The sequence below is a fragment of the Rothia sp. P5764 genome (genome assembly GCF_048512965.1).
Classification (GTDB): Bacteria; Actinomycetota; Actinomycetes; order Actinomycetales; family Micrococcaceae; genus Rothia.
In genome coordinates this window covers 48,892-71,374 of record NZ_JBLXXQ010000004.1, presented here as the reverse complement: position 1 = coordinate 71,374, position 22,483 = coordinate 48,892, and the positions used below count along the sequence as shown (strand labels likewise).

At 56.8% G+C, this 22,483-nt stretch carries 22 protein-coding genes and 1 pseudogene; 19 read left to right on the top strand and 4 right to left on the bottom strand.

Annotation, left to right across the window (positions count from 1 at the left end; genetic code table 11):
* Positions 1-187: 187 nt before the first annotated feature.
* Entirely contained in the window at positions 188-1,294 is a 1,107-nt protein-coding gene (gene recA / locus ACN08Y_RS07045; protein ID WP_419100173.1) for a recombinase RecA, read from the top strand.
* A gap of 125 nt (positions 1,295-1,419) precedes the next feature.
* Positions 1,420-2,412, top strand: coding sequence for a regulatory protein RecX (locus ACN08Y_RS07040; RefSeq protein ID WP_419112221.1), 993 nt, complete (start codon positions 1,420-1,422; stop codon positions 2,410-2,412).
* Between the two features lie 142 nt (positions 2,413-2,554).
* On the opposite strand, the gene ACN08Y_RS07035 is transcribed toward ACN08Y_RS07040, so the two are convergent.
* Positions 2,555-3,694, bottom strand: a complete 1,140-nt coding sequence (locus ACN08Y_RS07035; protein WP_419112220.1) for a hypothetical protein — start codon at positions 3,692-3,694, stop codon at positions 2,555-2,557.
* 35 nt (positions 3,695-3,729) lie between these two features.
* On the opposite strand from ACN08Y_RS07035, the gene miaB reads away from it, so the two are divergent.
* From miaB to dapF, 3 genes are all read left to right on the top strand, one after another.
* Positions 3,730-5,250, top strand: coding sequence for a tRNA (N6-isopentenyl adenosine(37)-C2)-methylthiotransferase MiaB (gene miaB, locus ACN08Y_RS07030; protein ID WP_419100170.1), 1,521 nt, complete (start codon positions 3,730-3,732; stop codon positions 5,248-5,250).
* A complete protein-coding gene (gene miaA, locus ACN08Y_RS07025; RefSeq protein ID WP_419105145.1) occupies positions 5,247-6,236 on the top strand; it encodes a tRNA (adenosine(37)-N6)-dimethylallyltransferase MiaA in 990 nt (329 codons plus the stop codon). The genes miaB and miaA overlap by 4 nt, the downstream gene beginning before the upstream one ends.
* A gap of 72 nt (positions 6,237-6,308) precedes the next feature.
* On the top strand, positions 6,309-7,265 hold the full coding sequence (gene dapF / locus ACN08Y_RS07020; RefSeq protein WP_419105144.1) for a diaminopimelate epimerase: 957 nt from the start codon (positions 6,309-6,311) through the stop codon (positions 7,263-7,265).
* Between the two features lie 79 nt (positions 7,266-7,344).
* Here the strand turns inward: dapF and ACN08Y_RS07015 are convergent, their stop codons facing one another.
* A complete protein-coding gene (locus ACN08Y_RS07015; protein ID WP_419112219.1) occupies positions 7,345-7,950 on the bottom strand; it encodes a class I SAM-dependent methyltransferase in 606 nt (201 codons plus the stop codon).
* 86 nt (positions 7,951-8,036) lie between these two features.
* On the opposite strand from ACN08Y_RS07015, the gene hflX reads away from it, so the two are divergent.
* Positions 8,037-9,644: a GTPase HflX gene (hflX, locus tag ACN08Y_RS07010; RefSeq protein ID WP_419111391.1), complete on the top strand. Its 1,608-nt coding sequence runs from the start codon at positions 8,037-8,039 to the stop codon at positions 9,642-9,644.
* The gene (locus tag ACN08Y_RS07005) at positions 9,641-11,689 is read left to right on the top strand and encodes an ATP-dependent DNA helicase (RefSeq protein WP_419112218.1); all 2,049 of its coding nucleotides are present in this window, start codon (positions 9,641-9,643) and stop codon (positions 11,687-11,689) included. Before hflX ends, ACN08Y_RS07005 begins: the two co-directional genes overlap by 4 nt.
* Positions 11,690-11,785: 96 nt before the next feature.
* On the opposite strand, the pseudogene lexA reads toward ACN08Y_RS07005, so the two are convergent.
* Positions 11,786-12,445: pseudogene (gene lexA, locus ACN08Y_RS07000) on the bottom strand (transcriptional repressor LexA); the annotation flags it as partial.
* Positions 12,446-12,716: 271 nt separating this feature from the next.
* On the opposite strand from lexA, the gene ACN08Y_RS06995 reads away from it, so the two are divergent.
* Genes ACN08Y_RS06995 through ACN08Y_RS06965 form a run of 7 tightly spaced genes read left to right on the top strand, consistent with a single transcriptional unit; the run spans position 12,717 to position 17,741 of the window.
* Positions 12,717-13,385, top strand: coding sequence for a LysM peptidoglycan-binding domain-containing protein (locus tag ACN08Y_RS06995; RefSeq protein ID WP_419112217.1), 669 nt, complete (start codon positions 12,717-12,719; stop codon positions 13,383-13,385).
* 40 nt (positions 13,386-13,425) lie between these two features.
* Positions 13,426-14,571, top strand: a complete 1,146-nt coding sequence (locus ACN08Y_RS06990; RefSeq protein WP_419112216.1) for a histidinol-phosphate transaminase — start codon at positions 13,426-13,428, stop codon at positions 14,569-14,571.
* Between the two features lie 19 nt (positions 14,572-14,590).
* A complete protein-coding gene (hisB, locus tag ACN08Y_RS06985) occupies positions 14,591-15,226 on the top strand; it encodes an imidazoleglycerol-phosphate dehydratase HisB (protein WP_419100162.1) in 636 nt (211 codons plus the stop codon).
* Entirely contained in the window at positions 15,223-15,897 is a 675-nt protein-coding gene (gene hisH, locus ACN08Y_RS06980) for an imidazole glycerol phosphate synthase subunit HisH (protein ID WP_419105138.1), read from the top strand. Before hisB ends, hisH begins: the two co-directional genes overlap by 4 nt.
* A gap of 5 nt (positions 15,898-15,902) precedes the next feature.
* A complete protein-coding gene (locus ACN08Y_RS06975) occupies positions 15,903-16,073 on the top strand; it encodes a hypothetical protein (protein WP_419105137.1) in 171 nt (56 codons plus the stop codon).
* 25 nt (positions 16,074-16,098) lie between these two features.
* Positions 16,099-16,830: a bifunctional 1-(5-phosphoribosyl)-5-((5-phosphoribosylamino)methylideneamino)imidazole-4-carboxamide isomerase/phosphoribosylanthranilate isomerase PriA gene (gene priA / locus ACN08Y_RS06970; protein WP_419105136.1), complete on the top strand. Its 732-nt coding sequence runs from the start codon at positions 16,099-16,101 to the stop codon at positions 16,828-16,830.
* Positions 16,830-17,741, top strand: a complete 912-nt coding sequence (locus ACN08Y_RS06965; protein WP_419105135.1) for an SseB family protein — start codon at positions 16,830-16,832, stop codon at positions 17,739-17,741. Before priA ends, ACN08Y_RS06965 begins: the two co-directional genes overlap by 1 nt.
* A 58-nt stretch (positions 17,742-17,799) precedes the next feature.
* On the opposite strand, the gene ACN08Y_RS06960 is transcribed toward ACN08Y_RS06965, so the two are convergent.
* Entirely contained in the window at positions 17,800-18,222 is a 423-nt protein-coding gene (locus ACN08Y_RS06960; RefSeq protein WP_419100157.1) for a DUF1844 domain-containing protein, read from the bottom strand.
* Positions 18,223-18,497: 275 nt separating this feature from the next.
* Between ACN08Y_RS06960 and infC the strand changes: the two genes are divergently transcribed.
* From infC to efeO, 5 genes are all read left to right on the top strand, one after another.
* On the top strand, positions 18,498-19,226 hold the full coding sequence (gene infC, locus ACN08Y_RS06955; RefSeq protein WP_419100156.1) for a translation initiation factor IF-3: 729 nt from the start codon (positions 18,498-18,500) through the stop codon (positions 19,224-19,226).
* A 184-nt stretch (positions 19,227-19,410) separates the two neighbouring features.
* Complete coding sequence (gene rpmI, locus ACN08Y_RS06950; RefSeq protein ID WP_419100155.1) at positions 19,411-19,605, top strand: 50S ribosomal protein L35; 195 nt, start codon at positions 19,411-19,413, stop codon at positions 19,603-19,605.
* A 120-nt stretch (positions 19,606-19,725) separates the two neighbouring features.
* Positions 19,726-20,109, top strand: a complete 384-nt coding sequence (rplT, locus tag ACN08Y_RS06945; RefSeq protein ID WP_419100154.1) for a 50S ribosomal protein L20 — start codon at positions 19,726-19,728, stop codon at positions 20,107-20,109.
* 337 nt (positions 20,110-20,446) lie between these two features.
* Positions 20,447-21,289, top strand: coding sequence for an iron uptake transporter permease EfeU (efeU, locus tag ACN08Y_RS06940; protein WP_419112215.1), 843 nt, complete (start codon positions 20,447-20,449; stop codon positions 21,287-21,289).
* Positions 21,290-21,306: 17 nt separating this feature from the next.
* Entirely contained in the window at positions 21,307-22,479 is a 1,173-nt protein-coding gene (gene efeO / locus ACN08Y_RS06935) for an iron uptake system protein EfeO (protein WP_419112214.1), read from the top strand.
* Positions 22,480-22,483 lie beyond the last annotated feature (4 nt).

Here is a 22,483-nt window from a genome sequence, read left to right as displayed (position 1 = left end):
TACTTAATAGAAAATATGTTCTAGTTTGTGTACTATTGTGTACAGATAACAGTGGTGTGGCGGCACAGAGAAGAATTATCCACAGGTTTACAAGAATCTGCGGCCTATTCCCTAAAGTGTCAGCCACCCGTATTACCGTGGAGACCAGAAGGAAAACCGGCTCCGCGATAAGAAATGAGGAAGATGTATGGCAGCGAAAACTCGCATGCAGTCCGTAGGTCAGGTTCCGGCTGAAGGCCGCGAAAAGGCACTTGAAGCTGTTCTTGCCCAGATCGATAAGAACTACGGCAAGGGCTCAGTGATGCGCCTGGGTGACAAGGAAGCCACCAAGGTTGAAACTATTTCTACCGGGGCGCTTGCCCTGGACGCCGCCCTGGGTATTGGTGGACTGCCTCGCGGTCGTGTCGTGGAAATCTACGGCCCTGAGTCTTCCGGTAAGACCACGGTTGCCTTGCACGCGGTTGCCAACGTTCAGAAGCAGGGTGGCATTGCCGCCTTCATCGATGCTGAACATGCTCTGGACCCGGTATACGCAGCCAAGTTGGGTGTTGACACCGATGCCCTGTTGGTATCCCAGCCTGATACCGGTGAGCAAGCCCTGGAAATTATGGACATGCTGGTGGGCTCCGGCTCCATCGACATCATTGTGGTTGACTCCGTAGCCGCCCTGGTTCCCCGCGCTGAAATCGAAGGCGAAATGGGTGACTCCCACGTGGGTCTGCAGGCTCGCCTGATGTCCCAGGCTCTGCGTAAGATTACCGGTCGTCTGGCCTCTACCAACACCACCGCTATCTTTATCAACCAGCTTCGCGAGAAGATCGGTGTTTTCTTCGGTTCACCCGAAACCACCACCGGTGGTAAGGCGCTCAAGTTCTATGCGTCGGTGCGTATCGATATCCGCCGTATTGAGACTCTTAAGGACGGCGCTAACCCCATCGGTAACCGCACCCGCGCCAAGGTCGTCAAGAATAAGATGGCTCCGCCCTTTAAGCAAGCCGAATTCGATATTCTCTACGGTGAGGGTATCTCGGTTGAAGGTGGAATCCTTGACCTGGCTGTTGACCACAACGTGGTCAAGAAGTCCGGCGCCTGGTTCACCTACGAGGGTGACCAGCTAGGCCAGGGTAAGGAAAATGTTCGTCGTTTCCTCAAGGATAACCCCGAGCTGACCGAAGAAATTAAGTATAAGACCATGGTCAAGCTCGGCATCATTGAAGCTGAGGAAGAAGAGACGGAAGAGCTAGAACCCAGCACTTCAGTCGATCCTCTGGACGATATCTCCGAGAACTTCTAACCTGACTTTCCCAGGGTAGGCCGCTACCGCCAACTCGGCGGTAGCGGCCTTTCAGCATAGATAGAGCTTGCCCCTAAGCTAGAGAACTTTGTATTCTCTTCCGCAGAAGAAGGCCCCAAGGACCAATGACTGATACAGATTTTCTGAGCCCCGAGGAATACCCGTCCTGGCACCCCGCCGCGCAGGGGCTGAGTGAAGACCGCCCCGGCGATAGTTACCTGTCTGTTATGCAGGGGCAGGGCACTCCCTACACCGGTGGCGCCGGGAATACTGCTGACTCAGCTGACAACACAGCTAGGGCTGTGAATAGGCAGGGCCGGCAAGAAGAGCTAGATAAGTACCGACACCGCCGGAATCCCCAACTGAAAAAGGGCTTCCGTAAGCCACCGGCCCGCTATGCGGCCCGCTCACCCTTTGCCCCTGCAATCGGTGCACACCAGGAGGACGTCCAAGAGAAGCGGTCAAGCGGGAAACGGAGTATCCCGCTTTTTAGGGAAGGCTCTAGCCTTAATGAACCGGTGAGCGATGCTGAACTGCTGGTCCAGGGCCTCACACCTATGCCAGGTAGCCGGGGTCGTGGGCAGGCTGAGCCGGAGAGTGAATTTAGCCGTGCCAAGAACATTGTGCTCAACCAGCTAGCGGCGGCACCTAAGTCCCGGGCTATGCTCGAAGGCAAGCTGGCGGAGAAAGAAATTTCGGCAGAGGTCATTGAGGATATTCTGAACCGTTTTGAGGCGGTTAACCTCATCAATGATGCCGAGTTTGCTGAGATGTTTGTGCGCTCGCGGAGCAAGGTTAAAAAGTTGTCGCGGTCAGCTATCCGTAGGGAGCTTAGAGCTAAAGGGATTGAGGGCGAGCAGGCAGAAACTGCTTTAGAGCACAGGACCGAGGAGGATGAGCGGGCTGATGCGCACGAGCTGGTGCGTAAGAAATTGCGGCCCTCTATGAACCTGGCGGACCGCGCGGAACGGGATAGGGTGATGCGCCGCCTGGTGGCCATGTTGGGCCGCAAGGGTTACCCGGCAGGTCTGGCTTTTGGGGTGGTTCGGGAAGAAGTGGAGAATTATGCGCGGGAGATGGGGGCAAATACAGAGGGCAGCTTCAACTACTGGGAATAGCTAGGGGAAGAAGGTCTTAGCGCTTGGCCTGAGATAAGCCCCAGGACGAAGAGAAGGAGGGCCGCAACCAAGAGGGCAAAAGATAGGAAGATGAGCATATCTAGCAGTGTTTCAGCCTCTGCTTGGAATCGGTCAAAACTACTTATGCCAACTGTTCAGCTAGGACTGCCTGAATCGTCAGTACTGCTGAACGCACTGCCGGAGCCTGGTACACGTCGGTGTGGGGGTAGGGGGCAACTAACCGATAAAACTTTTGGGTAGCTAGCTGCCAGTTCTCGTGCCCGGCCAAGGCCGTGCTGACTGGGCCCTTAGGCCATGATGGGAAACCTAGCATCATTTCTGCCACCGGTAGTGCCCAGTGGTGTATGCAACTACCCTCTGCATCAATTGCTCGAACTGCGCGAACCAAGGGAAAAACAGGATTAGCTGATAGGTCGCGGCTATTCCCTGAACCCGTCAGATAATCCCTGCTCGGTAGGAGTAAATTGGCCGGAGAAAAATCCCCCGAAGACAAGACAGCATCGCCTGGCTCTGGGGATATGATGCTCCCTACCTGCTTCTGCCACAGCTCGAACTCCTCAGAATCTAGGGCTACCCCCTTGGCTTTAGCTAGGAGAGCTAGCCCCTTAAAGGCAAGCTGGGGTGAGGGTATCGACCCCGGTGCAGTAGCCTGTGGATCAGCTTCTGCTAAAGCCTCAGCAAAGGATTCTTGGGCTGTAGCCTGCGCCGGTGAGCCAAGAATGTTAGCCCACGTAAAGGCCCAGGCATCCAGTGCCTGCAGGGACGTGGTATCCGCTCTGGAGGACAGCAGAAGCTCACCCAAGCTGACGGAAGAAAAACTATCGCTCTTAATGTCTTCAAGAATCAAGAGTCGGCTAGCATCGTCGGCCGCCAACAAACGGGTGTAGAGGCCCGGTACCAGGGCATCCAGTGCACCCAACCCATGCTTCTCCCTCAGATACCCAAAGCCACCGGAATTGCTAGCTGAGTCTTTGCGCCGAAAGTATTTGAGGATGACGCTGGGCACCTCACCCAACCCCGGCAGATCCACCGTACCGGGGCTAAACCGCACCCTAATCACTACCGAACGCATACCGGCAGAGAGAATCTGGGCATGGGTTGGGCAAGCAGCCAAGGCTTTGCTTGCCTGGTTCAAGAGCCAAGCCAGAAGCTGCAGAAATCGGGGCGAACTAACGTCCTGCTCGGTCACTTGCGGGCAATAACCTGCCGAAGCGCGCTGAGCAAGTGACCAAAAGAATGAGGCGGAAGGCAGAGCTGACATAGTGCCCATTATGACCTATCGAGTAATCTAGTGGAGTGAGTATTGACGTGAACCCCGAAAAGCCCCAAGCACAGACCAAAACCCGTACCTACGAGGTACGTACTTTTGGTTGCCAAATGAACGTGCACGATTCCGAACGTATGAGCGGTCTGCTCGAAGCCAGCGGCTACCTTCCTGCCACTGAGGGAAGCACCCCCGACCTGGTGGTGTTTAACACCTGCGCTGTCCGCGAGAATGCCGATAACAAGCTCTATGGCAACCTGGGCCAGTTAGCTCCCGTCAAACGCGAAAACGAGGGGATGCAGATTGCGGTGGGCGGTTGCCTAGCGCAGAAAGACCAGGACACCATTCTGAAGAAGGCTCCCTGGGTTGATGTTGTCTTTGGCACCCACAACATTGGCTCCCTGCCCACTCTGCTTGAACGCGCTCGTCACAACCAGGAGGCCCAGGCTGAGCTGCTCGAATCACTTGAGGTTTTCCCCTCCACCCTGCCCACCAAACGCGACCATGTCTACTCCGGCTGGGTTTCAATCTCCGTGGGCTGTAACAACACCTGTACTTTCTGCATCGTCCCCTCCCTGCGCGGTAAAGAGAAAGATCGCCGCCCCGGCGAGATCCTAGCCGAGGTTCAGGCACTGGTCGATGACGGTGCTATTGAAGTTACCCTGCTGGGTCAAAACGTGAACTCCTACGGTGTGGGCTTTGGCGACCGCCAGGCTTTCTCCAAACTCCTGCGTGCCTGCGGTGAGATTGAGGGGCTAGAGCGTGTGCGTTTCACCTCACCTCACCCCGCCATGTTTACCGATGACGTCATCGAGGCGATGGCCGAGACTCCGAACGTCATGCCGGTGCTCCACATGCCCCTTCAATCGGGTTCCGATAAGGTGCTTAAGGACATGAAACGCTCCTATCGGTCCACCAAGTTCCTGGGGATTTTGGACAAGGTCCGCGAGCGCATCCCCGAGGCCGTGATTACCACCGATATTATTGTGGGCTTCCCCGGCGAGACCGAGCAAGACTTCCAGGAGACTCTGCGCGTGGTAGAGGCGGCCCGGTTCTCTTCTGCCTTTACTTTCCAGTATTCGATTCGCCCCGGTACTCCTGCTGCCACTATGCCTGACCAGGTACCCAAGGCCGTGGTGCAGGAACGCTATGAGCGGCTGACCGCTCTTCAGGACCGGATCGCGGGCCAGGAGAACCGTAAGCAACTGGGTAAGACCGTTGAGCTGATGGTGACCGCTGAATCTGGCCGTAAGGCTGAGCAGACCAACCGGCTTTCTGGCCGTGCCCGCGACCAACGCCTAGTTCATTTTTCCGTACCTGAGGGCTGCCAGCTGCCCCGCCCCGGTGACCTGGTTACCCTGCCTATCACCGAGGCCGGTTCCTTTCACCTGATTTCTGACCCCGCCCCCGAGCAGTATTCGGTGCGCCGTTCACGCGCCGGGGACGCCTGGGACCGGGCTCAGGCCGATTCCTGCGGTACCGGTACTACCCAGGTCCCCGGTTCGCCGGTTTCCTTGGGTTTCCCCACCTTTAAAAAATCAGCGCTCTCATGAACAGGCCCGTTCAGAAAACCAACCTTGGACCCGGTCCGGCAGAACAGGGCGGGCACTGCGACTTCGGCCAGCTACCCGTGATTGCTGTGGTAGGCCCGACCGGTAGCGGTAAGAGTGACCTGGCCATTGAGCTGGCTCTGGAACTAGGTGGGGAGTGCGTCAATGCTGACTCCATGCAGTTCTACCGGGGTATGGATATTGGCACTGCCAAGCTGACAGCAGAAGAGATGCGGGGTGTACCACACCACCTGCTCGATATCTTGGATGTGACCCAAGAAGCCTCCGTTGCTGTTTTCCAGGGCCAAGCCCGCCAACTCTTTGACCAGATTAGAAGCCGGGGCAAGTACCCGATTCTGGTGGGTGGTTCCGGCCTGTACGTGCGGGCGGCCCTGGACGTATTGGAGTTCCCCGAAACCTGCCCCGCTGTTCGCGCTCGCCTTGAGGCGGAGCTCGTTCAGCAGGGCCCTGGGGCCTTGTTAGCCCGCCTGCGCGAGGTAGACCCTGTCTCAGCTGACCGGGTAAAGGATGACCGCCGCCTGGTGCGGGCACTGGAAGTGTACGAGGTGACGGGCCGCCCCTTCTCGTCCTTCATGCCAAGACGCACCTACTACCAACCGGCTCTCCAAATTGGGCTGAGCGGTGACCGTGCTGAGCTACACCGGCGTCTGCACGATCGGGTGCTCACTATGAGGCAGAAAGGCCTGCTCGAAGAAGTCCAACGGCTCGAAGCCCAGGGCTTACGTCAGGGTAAAACTGCCTCAGCGGCTATTGGCTACCGGGAGTTCCTTAAGGCTTTGGACTCATCACGGGGCCTGCTGCCCGCGGGGCAGGAATACTCGGTGGATTCGGCTCTTGAAGATACCGTAACGGCCACCCGGCAGTTTGCCCGCCGTCAGATTACCTGGTTTAGGGCAGACCCCCGTGTGCACTGGCTGGAATGGTCTGATCCACGCAAACTTGACCTGGCCCTAAGGCACATCTCTTAGGGCAGGCAGGCACTAGACTAAAAGAAGATATGAGGCCCGAGAGCGGCCAAGCCCAATGGAAAGGCACTAGCTGTGGCAACCCACACTCAAGAAATCGCCCCCTGGGGAGACCTGACCGGCAAGACCCTGACCAAGGGGCAGGCTACCGGTAACGACTTTATTTTTGTGACAGACCCTCAGGCTGAGCTGGACCTTACTCCCGAGCTAGTTGCCAAGGTCGCTGACCGCCACTTTGGTATTGGTGCCGACGGTTTCATTCGCGCTGTCAAAACAGCAAACCTGGACTTTGCGGCTCACCTGCTCGAGGAATACCCCGAGGCTACCTGGTTTATGGACTACCGCAACGGCGACGGATCTATCGCCGAGATGTGCGGTAACGGTGTACGCGCTTTTGTGGACTACCTGATTGCGGAGAACCTTGTTCAGCTTGAGTACGGTGAGCGGCTCCTGATTGCCACCCGTGCGGGTGTAAAGACTGTGGGGCGTACCGAGACAGGCTACGCCATTGATATGGGCCCCTGGAGCTTTATTAACGGTGATATGGCCCGTGATAACGGCACCGATGCGCAGGTGACAGCCAAGGGGCTACGGACACCGCGCGGTGCCCTCTCCATCAGCATGGGCAACCCTCACACCGTGGTGATGCTAGGTACTGACGGCAAGCTGGACGGTCTGAACCTGTATGATGCACCCAAGGTTTCACCGCTCCCGCCCGAGGGCACCAATGTTGAATTTGTGGTCCCCGAAGAGATTTCTGCTGAAGACGGTGACCCCGCTACCGAGAACATCGGCTCAATCCGTATGCGCGTGCACGAACGTGGAGTGGGGGAGACACTTTCCTGTGGCACCGGTGCCTGTGCGGCTGCTGCAGCCACCCGCTTCTGGGGTGGGGAAGATGCACCCGATGAGTGGCTGGTCCGTGTACCCGGTGGCACCCTGGCTGTTACCTTTGTGTTGGGTCCTGATGATCTAGAGCATGTTGTTCTGGCCGGCCCTGCCGCTATGACCGGGAAAATCCTCCTGGGCTAAGACCCCAAGAACTTTATCAAAGAACCGGCCCCGCCTGATATGCGGGGCCGGTTCTTCTGCACTTGTTAGTCCTGCCGTTTTATGGGCGGTGAACCCGGATAATACGGAAGCCCTTAGAGCTGGCATAACGGCTGGTTTCAAGGTCGGGGAAAGTCTGCACCAGCCATTTTTGCAGTGAATCGGAGCCCAGGTTCTTCTGCACAACCAGGTAGGCGTTCCCACCGGGGGAAAGACGGGGGAGCCAGGTCTGCATTATCTCGTGCAGGACTTCTTTACCTACCCGAATAGGAGGGTTAGACCAGATGGTGTCAAAGGTCAGCGACTCATCCAGGGCTTGGGGGGAGGACACCCTAATATTGTTTAGCCCCAGCCGCTCAGCGTTCATCTGGGTGAGCTGGGCAGCGCGTGGATTGACCTCCACCCCGTAGACCTGCGCCTCAGGTGCCAACATGGCCAGGGTCAGGGTAATAGGCCCCCAGCCACACCCAATATCAAGCAGGCGTGTTCCTTGGGGCGCGGGGGCTTCATCGAGCAGAATCCGCGTGCCCTTATCGACACCGCCGGGGCTAAAAATTCCGGGGGCTGTGAGCACCTGGACTTTATCTGCTGCCAGTTCCACGGTGAGGGGTTTAGTTGCAAAGTCACCTGCGGGTTCTTCAGAAAAATAGTGTGTTTTGGTGCTCATAAGCCCTCATTCTACGGCACTACTACTCACCTTAGACGCCGCACGCTAAACTTGTAGGGACGATTGATTCTTAAACGAAAGGCACTATGGCCGACTCATTACGCCCCGGCAAGGAACCGAAGCTACCCTCCGATGAGCAATTACGCCTGACGGTAGATCGAGTACTGGGCCGAGCCTCTAGCTCAACCGGTAACCTCCTGGGGCAGCGAGCCCGAGAGCTCTCCCACAACCAGCCCGAACACTCATCCTATGACGGTGATCAGCAGGACCTTGAAGAACGTCGGGCTCTGCGCCGCGTCGCGGGCCTCTCCACCGAACTCGATGACGTTACCGAAGTCGAATACCGCCAGCTCCGCCTGGAACGAGTCGTCCTGGCCGGTGTGTGGAGTGAAGGTACCCTGGCTGAAGCCGAAAACTCCCTGCGTGAGCTGGCCGCGCTGGCAGAAACCGCTGGCTCCGAAGTGCTTGATGGCCTGGTACAGCGCCGTCTTAAACCCGATCCCGGCACCTACCTGGGCTCAGGTAAGGTGCTTGAACTCAAGGATATTGTTGAAGCTACTGGCGCGGATACTGTCATTGTCGATGCAGAGCTAGCGCCTTCCCAACGCCGTGCGATTGAGGATATTGTCAAGGTCAAAGTGATCGACAGGACCGCGCTGATTCTCGATATCTTCGCCCAGCACGCTAAATCTCGGGAGGGTAAAGCCCAGGTTGAGCTAGCCCAACTCGAATATATGCTCCCTCGCCTGCGCGGTTGGGGTGCCTCCCTGTCCCGCCAGGCCGGTGGCCGTGCCGCAGGGGGCGAGGGCATCGGCTCTCGCGGCCCCGGTGAAACCAAAATCGAACTGGATCGCCGCCGACTGCGCGCCCGTATGGCTAAACTTAAGCGCGAAATCGCCGCCATGGCACCTGCCCGCGAAACCAAGCGTCTCAACCGTAAACGCAACAGGGTGCCCTCCGTTGCTATCGCCGGTTACACCAACGCGGGAAAGTCCTCCTTGCTCAATAGGCTCACCGACGCCGGCGTCCTGGTCGAAAACGCCCTCTTTGCGACCCTTGACCCCACCGTACGTAAGGCCCAGACTCCCGATGGGGTAGGTTACACCCTCTCCGATACCGTAGGTTTTGTGCGCTCTCTGCCTACTCAGCTGGTTGAGGCCTTTCGCTCAACCCTTGAAGAGGTCGCCGACGCAGATGTCATTGTGCACGTGGTCGATGTCTCCCACCCCGACCCGGAGGGGCAGATTCAATCGGTCCGCCAGGTGATTACCGAGGTGGGAGCACAGAACATTCCCGAGATTATTGTGCTCAACAAGGCCGATACCGCCGACCCTTTCGTCATCGAGCGCCTGCGCCAGCGCGAACCCAGCCATGTTGTGGTCTCCGCTCGCACCGGTGAGGGGATTGAGGAGCTCCAAGTAAAAATTGCCGAGACTATCCCGCGTCCATCGCTGGAACTACACCTGCTTATTCCCTACGCCCAAGGTGGGGTTGTCTCCCGCCTACACGAGTGGGACGCCGAAATTCTCCGCACTGCCTTTGTCTCTGACGGTACCTACGTCCACGCCCTGGTGCGTGACCAGGTAGCCTCCGATTTGGCAGGCTATGCCCTGGACGCTGACCTACTGGAAATCCTGCAGCCAGAAATTGACCAAGCAGTTGCGGCAGGAGCGGTGGAGACCGTCCGAGTATGACCCAAGACATCACCGCACCCACCGGGCAGGAACTTGAAACCCTGCCCGGTGCCCAGCCTGTTCTCAAACTTCTGGACACCGTTATCGCCCGTAGTGGCGGCCAAATCCGACCCGGCCAACGAAAAATGGCCGCCTATGTGGCCCGCGCGCTCGAAAGTGACCGGCATCTACTGGTCCAGGCAGGAACCGGCACCGGTAAGTCCCTGGGCTACCTGGTCCCAGCTCTGAGCGCAGCCCAGCACTCCGACAAACCCATTATTGTGGCCACAGCAACACTGGCGCTTCAGTCGCAGATCGTTAGCCGCGATATTCCCCGGCTTCTTGAAGCCCTGGGCGATGAACCAGAACACCAGACCGATGTGGCTATTCTCAAAGGGCGGAACAACTACCTCTGCCTACACAAACTCGAAGGCGGCTACCCAGACGATGACGGGGAGGCGCTCTTCGATATGGACACCGAGACTGGCTCTGTAGGGCCAGCCGGAAAACTGGGGGAAGAAGTAGTTCGCCTGCGCTCCTGGGCCCAGACCACAGAAACCGGGGACCGTGACCAACTCCTACCCGGGGTCAGCGACCGAGCGTGGCGGCAGGTATCGGTAAAGGCCTCCGAATGCTTGGGCAAGAAATGCCCGCTGGTCGAAGAATGTTTCAGCGAAAATGCCAGGACACGGGCGGCAGATGCCGACATCGTGATTACTAACCACGCCCTGCTAGCTATTAATGCCTTTGAGGGAGCGGCTGTCCTGCCGGATCACGATATTGCCATTATCGACGAGGCCCACGAGCTCGCAGACCGAGTCACAGGTGCCGTGACAGGTTCACTTTCCCCGGCCAACATCACCAAGGTGGCCCGGAGCCTCAAACGCCACACCGACGCTGACCACCGCGCCCTTGAACAAGCTGCCCTGGCTCTCGATGACTCCCTCAATGGTGTTCCCGCCGAGCTCATGACCAGGGGCCTGCCCGAACGTGTTGCCGCCGCCATGGAAAGGGTGCGCGATGCTGCCCGTCAGGCCATAACAGACACCAAGAGCGGCGATAAAGATGCCGATGCCGGCCGTCAGATGGTGCGGGCAAGCCTGACCGAAGTACACGAAACTGCCGAAAAGATGCTGACCGCAGATCCTAACTTCCAGGTCATTTGGGTATCGCGTACCGGCTCCTGGGAGCCGGGCAGAGGCTACCTAGCGGCGGCTGAAGATGACCCTGCCACCCTCAACATCGCCCCGATTTCTGTTGCAGGCTATCTGCGCGAAGGCCTTTTCGATAATCGCACCGTGGTGCTGACGTCCGCGACTCTGACCGTGGGTGAGTCTTTTGACGCTACTGCCGGTTCGCTGGGCCTCATGGGGCAGGGCTCCCCCCGCTGGGACGGCATCGATGTTGGCTCCCCTTTTGACTACCCTAAACAGGGGGTGCTGTATATCGCTTCTGACCTGCCTAAACCCGGCCGGGGTGTTTCGGTGGAACAGCTGGACCGGCTGGTGGAGTTAGTGACGGCATCTGGTGGCGGTGCCCTGGGGCTCTTCTCCTCTAAACGGGGTGCTGAACTTGCCGCTGAGTATGTTCGAGAAAAAATTGATCTCACGGTGCTCTTGCAGGGGGAGTCGTCCTTGCGGGCCCTGGTCAAGGAATTCACCGAAGACACCCATGCCTGCCTCTTTGGAACCATGAGCCTGTGGCAGGGCGTTGATGTGCCCGGCGACTCTTGCCGTCTGGTCGTTATGGACAGAATCCCTTTCCCACGCCCCGACGACCCGCTATCACAGGCTCGGACCAGGGCAGTTGCAAGTCACGGCGGCAACGGTTTTATGGCTGTTTCAGCTACTCATGCGGCGGTGCGTATGGCCCAGGGAGCCGGTCGCCTAATTCGCTCTGTGCATGATCGCGGTGTGGTTGCTGTGCTGGATTCTCGACTTGCAACCCAGCGTTACGGGTCATTCTTGGTCAAATCGCTACCACCTTTTTGGACTACTACCCGCCAGGACGTAGTGGTAGGCGCCTTACAGCGCTTGCATGAAGCCCTTGAAAGCCAAGAAGCCTAATCAGGGATGGCAGAGTAAACAGTCTGGGGCCAGAATCATGGTGATTCTGGCCCCAGACTCTTGAGCTAATAAAATGCTCGCTTTGTCAGATTCGCTCTAGAGACTACGCAGCACGGAGACGACCTTGCCCATGATGGTTGCTGAGTCACCCAGGATGGGTTCGTACTGAGTGTTCTGAGGTAGCAGCCAGGTGTGCCCATCACGCTGGCGGAAGGTCTTAACCGTTGCCTCGTCATCGAGGAGGGCCGCCACAATTTCACCGTTTTGGGCAGTGTTCTGAGCACGAACCACCACCCAGTCACCGTCGCAGATAGCGGCATCAATCATGGAGTCACCTTTGACTCGAAGCATGAAGAGGTCGCCCTGGCCCACCAGCTGACGCGGGAGAGTCATGACGTCTTCGACCGCCTGTTCTGCGGCAATTGGTGCGCCGGCGGCAATGCGTCCAACCAAGGGGACGGTAGCTACGTTCTCATCATTCTGAGCAAAGGTGGGAAGCACCGGCAGGGTAATGACGCTGGTCTCAGGCCTTGGCTCTTCGAGCGGCTCTTCACCTGTGAGTACTTCAATAGCGCGTGGCCGTTTGGGGTCCCTGCGAATGTATCCCATCTCTTCAAGCCGGGAGAGCTGATGAGTAACAGAAGAGAGCGAAGCCAACCCCACAATATCCCCAATCTCACGCATAGAGGGCGGATAACCGTACTCGTCAATTGCAGTAGATATTGCGTCAAGAATTTTCTTTTGGCGCGCTGTCAGGGGGCGAGCGCCCTTAAGGGAAAGGGGTGCCGGAGTCTGCGGGGTTCGTTCGCTCACGGTGTCTCGTCTCTTATCGGTTCTTAAAGTGTCAGCCACCCCTTGTGTACTTATGAAGTGGTCTTCTAAGACTATGCCAAGCCAGCAGCTTATTCAAACATTTGTTCTAATTTTTCTCGACTCTGTTCGATTTTTCTGATAGAACATATATACGAATCAATTTTAGAACAGACATTCGATGTGGGTGTCTGAGCATGAATCAGGAGAAAGACTTATGAGCACTATCGCACTGCCCGAGTTTATGGCTCGTACTTCTTTGAAGAAGCCCCTTGATCAGGCAGCTACTTTCGTTCCCCGATCAACTGCCTCCGAAGCTGTCTCGGCGGGTTCTGTTCGACAACCTCGTTACCGTATTCGATATGCTCCCCTTAGCCCTTGTGCCGGGCACCTGGAGGCGAACGCCAGCTCCTCTGGGAGAATCAAAGGAGCCGCTCAGCGGCAAGTTGCCCACGCTGACCGTCCCACCTTGCCCGCTACCAAGCGGGGACTGGAGTCTCTAGAAGCTGGGCAGAATGGCTACCAGGTTACTTGGGCAACCAAACATAGTTCCCGTGTGTCTCAGCGCGGGGGTTTCCGCCTTACCCGGAGGGGGCGGCTAATTTTTCGCGGACTACCGCTACTCACGCTGGCAGCCCTCATGGTCTTGGGTGCCTTCACCTTTGCTTTCCCGACCCAGGCCAAGAGCAGCACAAGCTATTCCGAAGCGCCCGTAAGTCAGATGGTTAGGGTCTACCACGGTGACTCCCTCTGGACTATCGCCCAGCAGGTCGCCCCGGGGCAGGACAGCCGTGACGTCGTCAATCGCATTATGCAAATCAACGATTTAAGGAGCGCCCAGGTAGAGCCCGGACAGGTGCTTGAAGTGCCCGTTTACAGTAAATAGAGCCAAGACTAAGTAATTCCCCTCAGAGTTCGGGATAAAAATGCGGGAACCAGAGCCCAGTAGATACACTAGGGGGGTGACTGATACTACTCAAAGCCTTGATGCCCTGCCCTTGCGTGATGACCTGCGTGGCCGCTCACCCTACGGCGCGCCCATGATCGATGTGCCGGTAACGCTCAACGTTAATGAGAATACGCACCCCATGCCTCAAGAAGTTGTGGAGGCTATTACGCGTGAGGTTGCCCAAGTGGCAGTCACCCTCAACCGTTACCCGGACCGTGAATTTGATACCCTGCGTGCTGAACTATCTGCTTACCTGGGCCACGGCCTGACCCCTGACCAGCTTTGGGCAGCTAACGGTTCCAACGAGATCCTTCAGCAGATTATGCAGGTCTTTGGCGGGCCCGGCCGGAGCGTCATGAGCTTCGTCCCGACCTACTCCATGTACCCGCTTCTGGCCGATGGAACCAACACAGCTTTTATTGCTGGGCGCAGAGCCGCTGACTACTCTCTGAGTGCAGAGTCGGCTGTTGAACAGATTCAACAACACAGCCCCACCATCGTCATTCTTTGCTCACCCAATAACCCCACCGGAACGGGCTTGGGGTTAGATGTTATTGAGGCCGTCTACGATGCGGTTTCAACCTATAACGGTATCGTCGTGGTCGATGAAGCCTACGCAGAGTTTGCCCAGGACCGTACTCAGACCGCGCTCACCTTACTGCCGGGCCGTCGTAACCTGATTGTCACTCGTACCATGAGCAAAGCATTCGCCTTAGCCGGTGCTCGGCTGGGTTATTTTGCCGCCGATCCTCTGATAGCAGATGCTGTTCGCCTGGTGCGCTTGCCCTACCACCTATCAGCAGTCACCCAGGCAACCGCTATTGCAGCCCTGCGACACCGGACTGAACTTCTAGCCAATGTCGATGACATCCGTAGCCAGCGCGATCGCATTGTCAACCGGTTGCAAGAACTCGGACTGACCCCGGCTGTCTCGGATTCCAACTTTGTATTCTTCGGTGGACTTAAGGACGAAAAAGCTGCCTGGAACTATCTGCTCGAACGCGGAGTTCTGGTGCGCGATAACGGTATTCCCGGCTTCCTACGAGTCACCGCCGGTACTGAGGCGGAAACCAGCGCCTTCCTGGAGCATCTGAGCACCTATATCGAAACTTTTGAACCTTAACCACAGCAAAGAGGCAATTATGGCAGTACCCACCACTACATCAACCGGAATCGGCCCCCGAATCGCATCTATGGAGCGTGTGACCAGCGAGTCCTCGGTCAGCCTTGAAATTAACCTTGACGGCACCGGGGTCTCCGACATTGATACCGGCGTGCCCTTCTATGACCACATGCTTACCGCTCTGTCCAAGCACTCACTGATTGACATGACGATAAAGTGCACCGGTGACACCCATATCGATGTTCACCACACCGTTGAAGACACCGGGATTGTGCTAGGCGAGCTACTAGGCAAGGCGCTGGGCAATAAGGCCGGTATCCGCCGCTTTGGCAGCGCTACCGTACCCCTGGACGAGGCTCTTGCCTCAGCTGTCGTCGATATTTCGGGGCGCCCCTACCTAGTGCACACCGGTGAACCCGAAGGCTACGAGTACCACCTGATTGGCGGGCACTTTACCGGTTCTATGGTGCGGCACGTCTTTGAGGCAATTGCCTACCACGCCGGTATTTGCCTGCATATCACCCTGCTCGGCGGTCGGGATCCGCACCATATTGCCGAAGCCCAGTTCAAGGCTCTGGCCCGTGCCCTGCGCCAGGCAGTTGAGCCCGATCCCCGCCACTCTGGTATTCCTTCCACCAAGGGGGCGCTCTCATGAGTGCTGAGCAGAAGCCTACAGTAACCGTCCTTGATTACGGCGCGGGCAATGTCCGCTCAGCCGTTCGCGCTCTTGAAGAAGCCGGTGCGCAGGTAATTCTCTCGCGGGCTGAGGAAGACGTACTTGGGGCCGACGGCCTGGTAGTACCGGGCGTAGGTGCTTTCAAGGCTGTGATGGACGGGCTGCGCCATGCAGACGCTATCCGCATGATTGGGAGGCGTGTTGCCGGTGGTCGCCCCGTACTCGGTATCTGCGTCGGCCTTCAGGTCATGTTTGAAAAAGGTGTTGAGCACGGGATTGAAGCCCAGGGTCTGGGGGAGTGGCCTGGCACCGTGGAACTCCTCAAAGCACCCGTAGTGCCGCACATGGGCTGGAATACCGTCAAGGCTCCGGCAGGCAGCACCCTTTTTGCGGGTATCGAACATGAACGCTTCTACTTTGTGCATTCTTACGGTGTTCAGGAGTGGAACTTCGATCAGAACAACGAGGCTATGCTTCCTCCGCAGGTAACATGGGCCAAGCACGGCGTTGATTTTATTGCGGCGGTAGAAAACGGCCCTCTCAGCGCAACCCAGTTCCACCCCGAAAAATCTGGGGAGGCTGGAATCCAGCTCCTGCGGAACTGGATCAGTGCCTTGCCGGTAACTGGCCGTCTAGCTGGTAAGGAGTAATAGGGATGTCTGCAAGTACTTCTGGCCTCTTGCTGATGACGGTGGGCATGATTTTTCTGGGTGGGGCCTACTCCTTCTACAAGCAGAAAATTACTTGGGTGGCCCAGCTAGTGCTCTTACTGGTGGGCTTAGCTTTCGCCAGCTATGGCTTTTACCTTGTCCTTAACTACAGCTAAACGTACAGATTTCTAGGAGAAATGAATGACTCAACGACTTGAACTGCTCCCGGCAGTTGATGTGGCAAATGGCCAGGCTGTGCGCCTGATTCAGGGTGAAGCCGGTTCCGAGACCAACTACGGCTCACCGGTCGAAGCGGCCCTGGAGTGGCAGAAGGCGGGTGCAGAGTGGTTGCACCTGGTCGATTTGGACGCAGCCTTTGGGCGTGGCGATAACATCGATATCCTGACCGAGGTCGCCCAGGAACTCTCCATCAAGATTGAAATGTCTGGCGGTATCCGCGACGATGCTTCCCTGGAACGCGCTCTGAGCCTGAACCCCGCACGCATTAACCTGGGCACCGCAGCTTTGGAAAACCCAGAATGGACTCGCAAGGTTATTGCCCAGCACGGGGACATGATCGCTGTGGGCCTGGATGTGCGCGGTGACGTGCTGGCCGCCCGTGGCTGGACCAAAGAAGGGGGCAACCTCTGGGAGGTACTTGACCGCCTGAACGAGGACGGCTGTGCCCGCTACGTGGTTACTGACGTCACTAAGGACGGCACTCTGCAGGGGCCCAACCTTGAACTACTGCGCAAGGTCGCTGAGCGCACCGATAAGCCTGTTGTTGCTTCCGGTGGTATTGCCACTTTGGACGATATTGCCGCCCTGCGTACCATGGTGCCTTACGGTGTAGAAGGCGCCATTACCGGTAAAGCTCTGTACGCGGGTAAGTTCACCCTGGAGCAGGCACTTGATCTAGCGGGTCGCCCCTAGTGACTGATTTTTCTGATCGCCTTCGTCGCGCTCACACCCACGGGCGCGGGAACCCTGGTGGTCCCAAACGGGAGTTACCTGCCCACATTGCCGCCCAGTTGGCTTCTGCTGGCAGGAGCACCGACACAGGTGGTCAGCCGTGGGAGGGGCGCAACCTGGGTGAGGGAACCAGCCACACCCACCTTTATCCCGGCGATGACGGTAGAACCGACCCCAACCTTGAAAAAGTGCTGGCTGACTTCATAGCCGATACTGTTGACGAAGTTGCGGTGGTCGATGCCCTCCGGCAGGTAAGGGTTTTTGCACCTATCGTTGCCCAGCTTTCGCAGGCCGAAATTACCGCTGACGGGCTGGTCTCCGATAAAGAGTCAGACATGGCCCTGGTCAGTATTCAAGCTCCCGATGGTCGTAAGGCTCTGCCGGTGTTTACCAGTGTTGACGCGCTAACTGCCTGGCATGATTTAGCTCGACCTGTTGCCGCAGATATGCGCAAGACGGCTCTTTCTGCCATAGAGGACGATAACCAACTGATCGTGGTTAATCCCGGGCAGGACGTAACCTTTGTGGTTCGTCGCCCGGCGGTATGGGCTATAGCGCGGGGTCAGAAGTGGGTACCGTCCTACCGTAACTCGCAGGTCGCCCAGGCGCTTTCTGACCTTGTAACCCCACTGTCGGGAGTTGTGAGTGTAGAAGCTAGCCCCGGTGCCGGTGTCTATTCACGCTCTGCCGCGGGTAAGGTCTTGGCAGGTGGTGGCCCCGGCCCTGAGCTCAACATTACGCTCAAGCTGATTCCTGGCTTGAATCGGGAGCAGGTAGACCGGACGGTGGGCAAACTTCGGGAAGGCTTAGCGGGACATCGCCTGCTTTCCGAGCAGGTGGACTCAGTTCAGATTGCTCTGGCCTCAGCCTAAACCTAAAAATGGCGGGGTGTAGGCCCCGCCATTACGCTTAGAATTACAGGCTCCTGTTCTAGAAGACAGGGCCGGTGAACTTTTCACCCGGGCCCTGGCCCGGCGCATCGGGGTAGGGGGAAGCCTCGCGGAAAGCCAGCTGAAGAGAGCGCAGACCATCGCGGAGGGGGGCCGCATGCTGGGAGCCGATTTCGGGTGCGGCGGCAGTGACGAAGCCGGCCAGGGTAGTAATGAGCTTGCGGGCCTCGTCTAGGTCCTTGAGCTCATCGGCGTTTTCATCGGCGGCTAAACCGCACTTGACGGCGGCGGCGCTCATCAGGTGTACGGCGGCGGTGGTGATGACCTCAACAGCAGGTACTTCGGCAATGTCACGCATCTGGGCATTAACTTCGTTGACCTGCTCAGCGGTGAGGCCTTCGGGGAGTTGCTCCGCGCCGGTGGGCTGGTTTTCATCAAAACGGTAGGTAGATTCGTTGCTCATGGTTACTAGAATCTCATACCGGCCTAAAAGACTGTCAATCGTGAACACCTGTAAAGGCTAAAAGCGGGCTGACAGATAGGGGCTTGCCGGTTTACTCTTGATAAATCCCCGAAATACCGGTAGAGTGACTATCTGTTTGCAAGCGGAACTTTCAAGGTTCCCACCCCGTGACCGCTCAACAGGTTGCCGGGTTATCCCACACAGCTGAAGCTGTGACAGGAATGTAGGGCACTTGTCTGCCATACACTCCATCGGGTGGGTATCTTAGCCTCCGCTTGCTGACCGCAACCGGGGGCTTTTCTGCTCCCACAGAAATTCACGGGGAAACCCGCACAAGCAACAGGAGCTTTGTCATTAGCGATCCACGCATCAACGACCGAATTCGCGTACCGGAAGTTCGACTCGTCGGCCCCGGCGGTGAGCAGGTCGGTATTGTCCGCGTAGAAGATGCACTGCGTCTTGCTCAGGAGTCAGACCTCGACCTGGTTGAGGTTGCCCCTAACGCTAAGCCGCCTGTGTGTAAGCTTATGGACTTCGGTAAGTACAAGTACGAAGCCGCAGTGAAGGCACGTGAATCTCGAAAGAAGCAGGTCAATGCTTCTTTGAAGGAAATCCGTTTCCGCCTGAAAATTGACACCCATGACTACGAAACCAAGGTAGGGCACGCACGTCGTTTCCTGGCCAGCGGTGACAAGGTCAAGGCTATGATTCAGTTCCGTGGTCGTGAACAGCAGCGCCCCGAGATGGGTGTGCGCCTGCTTGAACGGATGGCCGGCGACCTGGCGGAGGTTTGCACTGTAGAGTCAAACCCCCGTGTAGACGGTCGTAACATGGTGATGGTTCTTGCTCCGCTCCGCGGTAAGCAAGAAGTCCGCCGTGAGAGCCCTAAGGCAAGCGGACGCAAGGGTCGCGAACGCGTCAACACCACCGAGGCTACTCCTGTGACCAATTCTCTGGCAGATTCAATGCCGGAGGAACTTAAGGCTCAGGCTTCCGCCGAATAAGAACTGAAAATAGACATCCAAGCACGGCTCCTATAGTGTTCAGTGTTTGGTCCTGGTTCGCCTGGGAACCGCACGTGCGGTCGCTCAGCGAGCACAACACCCTTAGACAGCGAAACGTTGTTGAGTTTTTCAGTTCCTCACCGCCTGAGAGGGCGTGAGGGTAGAAGGTAAGGAGAATCGGCTCATGCCGAAGCAGAAGACCCACTCTGGTGCTAAGAAGCGCTTCAAGCTCACCGGTACTGGCAAGGTAAAGCGCCAGCAGGCTAACCGCCGCCACTACCTGGAGCACAAGTCCTCCCGTCTGACCCGTCGTCTGGCCTCTGACCAGATTGTAACCGGCGGTCAGTCAAAGGTCATCAAGAAGATGCTGGGCAAGTAAGCCTAGCCTGCTTCCTGAAGCTTCGCCCCTTTGAGGGCACACCAAAAGTAGATATTTTCTCTCCTGCACCAGCGCTAGTGATTCAAAGCTGGGTAGGACACAAGATGTAAGGAGACACACGTGGCACGTGTGAAGCGCGCGGTAAACGCGCATAAGAAGCGCCGAGTAATCCTGGACCGTGCATCGGGCTATCGTGGCCAGCGTTCACGCCTTTACCGTAAGGCTAAGGAACAGGTCACTCACTCACTGGTATACAGCTATGACCACCGTCGTAAGAAGAAGGGTGACTTCCGTCGCCTGTGGATTCAGCGTATTAACGCTGCAGCCCGCGCTGAAGGTCTGACCTACAACCGTTTCATTCAGGGTCTGAAGGCTGCTGAGGTTGAGGTTGATCGTCGTATGCTGGCTGAGCTGGCTGTCAACGAGCCCGCTGCTTTCTCAGCTCTGGTTGAAATCGCTAAGAACAACCTGCCTGAGGACACTTCAGCTCCCAAGGCTTCCTAGTCTTTGAGCTTTCTCTGTCCCCGGCCCTGCCTGGGACAACGGACCGCCTTCCACTCTTCTACCCCTAGGTAGGGGGAGTGGGAGGCGGTTTCTTTATGCGCCCTACCCCCTGTCTTCTACAGGCCCGTCTTTCTCTCTTGAACCCGGGGTGAACAATGGGTTCAAGAGAGAAAGGACGGGGGTAGCCGAAGGGGGTAGATCTTAGCGGTCTTTGCTCATTGTTGAGCCAAAAGGCAGGCAGGTAACTGAAATAAGTCACATAAAAATGCTGTTAAAGATGACTTAATGTTTATAATAGGTATACCTAATATTATTTTTTCTGAAGAAACAGGTTTACATGTTCCAAAACTTCCTGATTGGACTGCGAGAGGGGCTGGAAGCGGCTCTGATCGTTGGCCTTTTGCTAGCTTACGTGCGCAAAACAGGCAAATCCCATCTCATCCCTAAAATCTGGATGGGTGTAAGCCTGGCGGTATTGGTTTCTCTGGGCTTCGGGGCTCTGCTCACGTTTGGGCCCAGAGGTCTGACCTTCGAGGCGCAGGAGGCAATCGGTGGGAGCCTGTCCATTATTGCTGTGGGATTTGTAACCTGGATGATTTTCTGGATGGCAGAAAATTCAAAGCATCTTTCCCGTGAGCTTGGCCAAAAAATTGACCTGGTTCAGGCAAGTACTGGAGCCGTTGTCTTACTGGCTGCTTTATCGGTGGGCCGCGAAGGGCTTGAAACAGCTCTCTTTATTTGGGCCGCCTCCCAATCCGTAGGTAACGGAGCCACGGCACTTATAGGAGCTCTACTGGGCATCGCCCTGGCGGTTCTCTTAGCCTGGCTGTTCATGCGCGGCGCCCTTAAACTCAACCTGGGGATCTTCTTCCGCTACACCGGGCTCTTTCTAATTTTTATTGCTGCAGGGGTGCTGGCCTATGGCGTTCACGACCTGCAGGAGGCTGGGATTTTGCCAGGCTTGAATTCTCTAGCTTTCGATATTTCTCATCTTATTGCCCCCACCTCCCTGCTGGGCACGCTCCTGAAAGCTATCTTCAACTTCTCCCCGGCTACAACCTGGCTGGAGGCTATCGCCTGGTGTACCTATGTGGGTATTGTGCTTCCCCTCTTTGTGGCCAAGAACCGCAGTAAAGTTGTCTCCCCAAGAACGAGCCCCCAACCAAGAACCTCATCCTAGAAACCAAAGGAAAAACTATGAATAAAAATCTTAAGCTGAGCGCTCTGGCTCTTTCGGTAGGGCTGTTTGCCTTGACCGGTTGTACCGAAAACGCTAAATCTGATGACAGCACTGAGGCTGTTAAGGTCTCATCTACCGAGACCGAATGTAAGCTCTCAAGCACTGAGGTTAAAGCGGGTAAGAACACCTTCTCTGTGACCAATGATGGTAAGGAAGTCACCGAGTTCTATATCCTGGCCGATGACGGTTTAAGGATTATCTCGGAGATTGAAAATATCGGCCCTGGAATTACCCGAGACTTGACAGTTGAACTGGCCGAAGGCCAGTACAAGACCTCCTGCAAGCCAGGTATGGTCGGTGACGGCATTATGGGGGACTTGAAAGTAACAGCTAATCCTGATGCTTCTCCGGTGGCAGCGGATGAGCAGGCCCTGCGTGACACCGCTGTCAATCAGTACACGGCCTATGTTAAAGATCAGACCGAGCAGCTCAAGACTAAGACAGACCAGTTTGTAGAGGCCCTGCAGTCCGGTGATAAAGACAGTGCTCGCTCCCTCTACCCCCAGGCCCGTATCCACTATGAACGTATCGAGCCTGTAGCGGAATCCTTTGGCGATCTTGACCCCCTGCTGGATGCACGAGAAGCTGACCTGGAAGACGGGCAGGAGTGGACAGGCTGGCACTTGCTGGAGAAAGATCTCTGGCAACCTACCCCCGAAGAAAATGGCGGCAAACCCTACACCCCCTTGACCGATGATGAGCTCAAGAAAGCAGCTCTTGAACTTCAAGAAAACACTCAGAAGCTCTATGACCAGACTCGTGATTTAGATCTAACCGTCGACCAGATTGCTAACGGTGCTAAGAGCCTACTGGATGAGGTTGTTTTCTCTAAGATCACCGGGGAAGAAGAGATCTGGTCTCATACTGACCTCTCCGATTTCCAGGGCAATATTGACGGCGCTAGAGTGGCCTTCGAGGACGTACGCCCGCTGCTCGAAGCCAAGAACTCTGAGCTGGGTACCACCCTAGAAGCAAAGTTCGATGATGTCCAGAAACTCTTGGATCAATATAAGCAAGGTGACGAGTTCACTCCTTACACTGATCTTTCTCAGGAACAGATTCGTCAGCTCTCAGATGCCATTGATGCTCTGAGCGAGCCTTTATCGCAACTGACCGGAGCAATCATTTAGTAGC